Raw genomic sequence first — 5,701 nt, 5'->3', positions numbered from 1 at the left:
ACACCTTCACCGTCGGCAACGCCAGCATCACCCTGCTGCAGATCGTGATCATCGTGCTTTCGCTGCTGCTAATGCTGGGCCTGCAGTGGCTGGTGCAGCAGACACGATTGGGCAAGGCGATGCGCGCCGTGGCCGAGAACGAACGTACGGCGCGCATCCTCGGCATCGACGTCGAGCGGGTGATCGCGATCAGCTTCATGATCTCCTCGGCGCTGGGCGCGGCGGCCGGCGTGCTCTACGCGCTGCAGTTCAACACCGTCTCTCCGGACATGGGCCAGGCCGTCGAACTGAAGGGCCTCTCCGTAATCATCCTCGGCGGCCTGGGCAGCATCCCCGGCGCGGTGGTCGGAGGCTACCTGATCGGTCTGGCGGAGGTCAGCACCATCGCCAACGTCGGCTCCAGCTACAAGGATGCGGCGGCCTTTGTCGTGCTTTTCCTGATTCTGCTGATCCGGCCGCGCGGGTTGCTCGGCCGCAAAGCCGTGCGGGAGGCGTGAGCGCGGTGGGCTGGCTGCAGGACTTCTACACGCAGAACAGCAGCACAATCAATTTCTTCGGCCTGAACGCGATCCTGGGCCTGAGCATTTACCTGACCCTCGCCGCCGGCCTGCTCTCGCTCGCCAACGCCGGCTTCATGGCGATCGGCGCCTACGTCTCGGCGCTGCTGACGATTCACGCGCAGTGGCCGTTTTGGGCGGTGGTGCCCGCAGGGGCGTTCGTCGCCGCGCTCGTGGCCGTGCCGCTGGGGCTGCCCGTGTTGCGCCTGCGCGGCGTCTTCCTGGCGATCGCCACGATCGGCTTCGGCGAAGTCGTGCGCCTGTTCTTCATCAACTGGGACTACGCCGGCGGCGCCCTGGGCATCAACGGCATCCCGCAGCGCACGCACTGGTACCACATCTTCGGCGTGCTGGTGGTGCTGCTGTATTGTTTCTGGCGGCTGCGCGCCTCGCGCACCGGCTATGCGCTGGAGGCGATCCGCGAAGACGAGTCCGCGGCGCGCACCATGGGCGTGAACACGACCTTCTACAAGTTGCTGGCTTTCGTGCTGGGCGCCTTCATCGCCGGGCTGGCCGGCGCCTTGCAGGCGCACCTGCGCTTCATCGTCGATCCCAACGACTACGGCTTCGGCGAGGCGGTCGATATCCTCGTCTTCGCCGTGGTGGGCGGCATGAACATCTTCATCGGCCCGGTGCTGGGCGCCGGGCTAATCACGGTGCTGCCCGAAGCGTTGCGGCACCTGCGCTCCTTCGGCATCCAGCCCGGGCCGGATCGCACGCTGGTCAGCGGCGTGGTGCTGCTGCTGGTGATCCTCTTCCTGCCGCGCGGTCTCGTCTCGCTCTTCAGCGAGGCGCCGCGCAACTGGTCACGAAGGGAGGAGCCGCTTGCTCCTCCAGCTTGACGGCGTGGGCAAGGCGTTCGGCGGCGTTGCTGCGGTCGATGGTGTCAGCTTCGGTGTGGCGCCGGGCCAGGTCCACGGGTTGATCGGCCCGAACGGCGCGGGCAAGACCACGATCATCAACCTGATCTCCGGCTTGCTGCCGCCGGACCGCGGAATGATCCGCTTCGGCGACCAGCGCATCGACCGGATGCCTTCGCACCGCATCGCGGCGCTCGGCATTCGGCGGACATATCAGAACATCCGCCTTTTCCCCGCGATGACGGCGCTGGAGAACGTGACCGTCGGCCAGCACACGCGCCGCAGCGACACATTGCTGGAGCGGCTGTGGTTCAGTCCGCGCGTGGCCGACGAGGAGCGACGCCTGCGTGGCGAGGCGATGGCCCTGCTGGCGCGGCTGGAGGTCGCTTCGCTGGCAGCGGTGCGCGCCTCTAACCTCTCCTACGGCGACCAGCGCCGGCTGGAGATCGCGCGGGCGCTCGGCTCGCGGCCGCGCCTGCTGCTGCTGGACGAGCCGGCGGCGGGCATGAACAGCACGGAGGCGCAGTTGCTCGGCCGCCTGGTGCGCTCGCTGCTGAGCGACGGGCTTACGGTGCTGCTGGTGGAGCACAATGTCCGCCTGGTGATGGAGATCTGCGATCGGATCACCGTATTGGACTTCGGCCGGGTGATCGCCGAGGGCACGCCGGCGCAGGTCAGTCGCGACGAGGCGGTGATCGCTGCTTACCTGGGCACGGAAGACGAGCAGCCAGATGATGTGCAGGAGACGAAGGCGTCGCTGGAGGCCGCGGCCGGGCGGTTGATCGAACCGGCGCCGGCGACCGGTGGCGCACGGGGGCCGGACGCCGATGCGGAGGCAGGCTGATGCCGCCTCTCCTGGAGGTCGAGCACCTCGCGGTCAACTACGGCCGCGTGCAGGCGGTACGCGACGTCAGCCTGCAGGTTGACGGCGGCGCGCTCGTTAGCCTGGTGGGCGCCAACGGCGCCGGCAAGAGCTCGACGCTCGCCGCGATCATGGGGCTGGTGCAGCCGCGCGCGGGCGTCGTGCGCTACCGCGGCGCGGACGTGACACGGCGCTCGGCGAGCGACCTGGTGGGCATGGGCGTGGTGCTGGTGCCGGAGGGCCGCCAGATTCTGGCGCAGATGTCGGTGCTGGAGAACCTGGAGCTGGGCGGCTACCGCCGCCGCGACCGCCAGGCGCTCACTGCCGAGATCGGGCAGTTGCTGGAGCGATTCCCCATCCTCGCGGCGCGCCGCGATGCGCCGGCGGGCACGCTCTCGGGCGGCGAGCAGCAGATGCTGGCGATCGCGCGCGGCCTGCTGGCGCGGCCGGCGCTGCTGTTGCTCGACGAGCCGAGCATGGGCCTGGCGCCACAGCTTGTCAGCTACATCTTCGGCATCCTGCGCGAGATCCACGAGGAAGGGCGCACGATCCTGCTGGTCGAGCAGAACGCGCGCAGGGCGCTGGCGCTGAGCGACCGGGCCTACGTGATCGAGACGGGGCGCGTGGTGCTCGAGGGCACGGGCGCGGAACTGGCCCGCGACGAGCGCATCGTCGCGGCATACCTGGGCGGTGTGGGCGTGAGCGGCGGGTGATTGCCGCATCCGTAAAGGACACGACGCGAGGAGAGCGGCACTGCTCTCCTCGTTGCGTCACTCGCGGGATGGCGGGGGTGATCAGGCGCGTCTGCCGCGTTGCAGGCGGTAGGGGTGCTCGACTTCGCTGTTGCGGAAATCGCGTTCCGCGCCGCATTTGCGGCAGACGGCGTGGCTGCTGCTGCCGGCCGGAGGGTCGATCTGCCAGTGATGGGCGCAGATCGGTTCGACGGGCAGTTCCGTGCCTTCCATAAGCCCCTCCCTCTTCGACGAGGGCATGGGCCGGCGCAGTCGCGGTCTGCGCCGGGCAGCCCTCGCATACTCCGCGTGGCTACTTCGGGGTCGCAGCCGAGGGGACGCCTCGCGAGGCGGGCGGCGGGCGGGCGCACACCCGGTACGGTGAATGGCGTCCCGAGGATTGGTATAAGTCTAATCACTTTTCCGCCTGATTGCAACATAACGCGCCCGTATCATCGCGGAAAGCGTTGGGCCGCTGCGGTTTCCGCAGTGGCGCGTCGGTGCCGTCGCCGGTGAGCGCGCGAAAGCCCCGGTCCATCGGGGCCGGGGCTCGCGGGAGTTCGTCGCGCGATTGAATCAGGCGGCTGCGGCGGCCGGGTTGACGTTGCTGGCGTAGCTGCGCAGGGCGGCGAAGCCCTCGCCCCAGAGCGCCTGCTGCGCCTCGCGGACTTTGCCGGCCTGCTGCGCCAGCGTCTCCAGCGTCTGCCGCGACTCGGCGGCGGCGGCGTTCAGCTCGTCGATCCACTCACGGCCGACGCGCATCACCTCGTTCTGGTTCTCCACCAACATGCTCAGGTAGCCGTTGAAGCGTTCGGGCGAGAACCAGGGCGTGCCCGGTGCGGCGAGTTGCTCAATGTAGCGCCGGCTGTTCTGCTGCTGGCGGTTGAACGCCTCGACGAAGACCCGCGCCACGTTCAAGGTGCGCGTCTGCGCCTTGTACCCTGCCTCGACCACGGCGTTGAAGACGGCGGCGTTGGCCTCGACCAGCGCCTGCGCCGGGCTCTGCTCGGCCTGAGCCTGCTGTGCGGTTGCCACGATGGGTGCCCTCCTTGATGGCATGCGCTGGTGGGTTGGCCCCGCGGCGCGGCTCCCTGGCTGCGTCCCAGCAATCATCTATGTGCAATTTACACATAGTTGGTGAGGCTGTCAAGCCGCCTGTGAAGAAAATCGCGAAATTCGTCGGCGCACGCGGCCGCAGGTTCAGGGGCCGTAGCTGATGCGCAGGATGGCGCCGCCCTGGTCGTCGCTCACCAGCAGCGAGCCGTCCGGCAGTTCCAGGATGCCGACGGGCCGGAACCAGGCCTGGCCGCCGGTGAGAAAGCCGGTCGCAAAATCGATCACCGCGGCCGGTTGTCCGTTCTCGAAGTGCAGGCGCACGAGCTTGTAGCCGGTGGGCACGGAACGGTTCCACGAGCCGTGTAACGCCACGAACAGGTCGCCCTGGTACGGCTGCGGGAAGGCCGTTCCCCTGTAGAACGCCAGCCCGAGCGGCGCCGAGTGCGCCTGGATCTCGACGCTCGGCACCAGCGTGGTCGCGCAGAAGGCCGCGTCACCGAACTTCGGGTCGAGCTGGTGGTCGCCGTAGCAGCGCGGCCAGCCGTAGTTGCCGCCGTCCGTGATGCGCGTCAGGTAATCGGGCGGCAGGTTGTCGGTCGCCTGTGTCGCCGCGGCTCCGCTCAGGCCCATGTCGTCACCGATGTTGTCGCGGCCGTTCACCGTCGCCCACAGATCGCCGGTGCCCGGTTGCCAGGTGAAGCCGACGGCGTTGCGCAGGCCGGAGGCGTAGGTGCGGCCCGCGCTGCCGTCGGGCTGGTAAACGGTGATCGCGGCGCGCAGCGGGTTCCGCTCGACGCAGACGTTGCACGATGAGCCGACCGCGACGTACATCAGCCCGTCCGGGCCGAAGTCGACCGTGAGCGTCGAGTGGCCGCCGCCGGGCAGGTTCGGTACGACGACCTGCTTCTGGCTCGTCTCGACGCTCCCGTCCGTATAGGGATAGCGCACGATCTCGTTGATCTCACCGACGTAGAGATAGCCGCCGAAGAAGCTGAGACTGCTCGGGGCGTTCAGCCCGTCGATCACGGTTTGCGCCGTGGCCGCGCCGCCGCCGTCGTCGGCGAGCTCTACGACCTGGCCGCTGCTGATCAAGGCGACGAAGACGCGACCGTCGGGGCTGAGCGCCATGAAGCGCGGCCCGCCGCCGGGCAGGGCGTAGACGCTCGCCTGGAAGCCCGCCGGCAGGTTCAGCGTGCGCCCGTCCGGGTACGCGCCGTTGAGGGCAGCGGGCACGGCGACGGAAACAGCCGCCAGCGGCGCGTCGGCCGGCGGCAGATCCGGTTGCGTGGCGACGAGGAGCGGCGGGTCGGAGGGTTGCTGCGGCGGCGAGGGATTGAGCCCCGCCTGGCGCAGCGCGAGCTGCTGCTTCGCCGTGGCGGCGGGCGGTGCATGACGTGGCGCGGACCGCTGTGAGGTGCATGCAGCGACGAAGAGCAGCGCCACCAGCGGCAGCAGGCGCCCGAGTTGTCCGCGCGTCGGCCCGGTTTGAGCCAAGGGTTCCTCGCCGGCAGGCAGGGCGAACTCCTGATCTCGGTCCAGCATACGCGCCGGGCCAGACGTTCGTAAGCGCACCAGCCTCGAGGCGTTGGCGCGCGACGGGCAGCGGCACGGCGCTGGCGGCCGGCGGGGGCACCC

At 69.4% G+C, this 5,701-nt stretch carries 7 protein-coding genes; 4 read left to right on the top strand and 3 right to left on the bottom strand.

Annotated features, from left to right (window positions below):
• The 4 genes from VKV26_25320 to VKV26_25305 all read left to right on the top strand — a co-directional run.
• Window positions 1–497: branched-chain amino acid ABC transporter permease (locus VKV26_25320; protein HLZ73239.1), on the top strand; the 497-nt coding region annotated here is incomplete at its 5' end.
• Between the two features lie 5 nt (window positions 498–502).
• Window positions 503–1,399, top strand: coding sequence for a branched-chain amino acid ABC transporter permease (locus VKV26_25315; GenBank protein HLZ73238.1), 897 nt, complete (start codon window positions 503–505; stop codon window positions 1,397–1,399).
• On the top strand, window positions 1,383–2,261 hold the full coding sequence (locus VKV26_25310) for an ABC transporter ATP-binding protein (GenBank protein HLZ73237.1): 879 nt from the start codon (window positions 1,383–1,385) through the stop codon (window positions 2,259–2,261). The genes VKV26_25315 and VKV26_25310 overlap by 17 nt, the downstream gene beginning before the upstream one ends.
• A complete protein-coding gene (locus VKV26_25305) occupies window positions 2,261–2,992 on the top strand; it encodes an ABC transporter ATP-binding protein (protein ID HLZ73236.1) in 732 nt (243 codons plus the stop codon). The genes VKV26_25310 and VKV26_25305 overlap by 1 nt, the downstream gene beginning before the upstream one ends.
• Before the next feature lie 81 nt (window positions 2,993–3,073).
• On the opposite strand, the gene VKV26_25300 is transcribed toward VKV26_25305, so the two are convergent.
• From VKV26_25300 to VKV26_25290, 3 genes are all read right to left on the bottom strand, one after another.
• On the bottom strand, window positions 3,074–3,244 hold the full coding sequence (locus VKV26_25300; protein HLZ73235.1) for a hypothetical protein: 171 nt from the start codon (window positions 3,242–3,244) through the stop codon (window positions 3,074–3,076).
• 342 nt (window positions 3,245–3,586) lie between these two features.
• Entirely contained in the window at window positions 3,587–4,045 is a 459-nt protein-coding gene (locus VKV26_25295; GenBank protein ID HLZ73234.1) for a hypothetical protein, read from the bottom strand.
• A 165-nt stretch (window positions 4,046–4,210) separates the two neighbouring features.
• A complete protein-coding gene (locus tag VKV26_25290; protein ID HLZ73233.1) occupies window positions 4,211–5,608 on the bottom strand; it encodes a PQQ-dependent sugar dehydrogenase in 1,398 nt (465 codons plus the stop codon).
• Window positions 5,609–5,701: the final 93 nt, after the last annotated feature.

Source organism: Dehalococcoidia bacterium, assembly GCA_035310145.1.
Lineage (GTDB): Bacteria > Chloroflexota > Dehalococcoidia > CAUJGQ01 > CAUJGQ01 > CALFMN01.
Note: the sequence above shows the minus strand (reverse complement) of the source record. Positions and strands in the feature narration are given on the sequence as shown.

What these genes read in the sequence shown, in the direction of transcription:
- VKV26_25305 (HLZ73236.1), top strand. Translation starts at nt 2,261, where the DNA reads ATGCCGCCTCTCCTGGAGGTCGAGCACCTCGCGGTCAACTACGGCCGC.
- VKV26_25300 (HLZ73235.1), bottom strand. Translation starts at nt 3,244, where the DNA reads ATGGAAGGCACGGAACTGCCCGTCGAACCGATCTGCGCCCATCACTGG.
- VKV26_25290 (HLZ73233.1), bottom strand. Translation starts at nt 5,608, where the DNA reads ATGCTGGACCGAGATCAGGAGTTCGCCCTGCCTGCCGGCGAGGAACCC.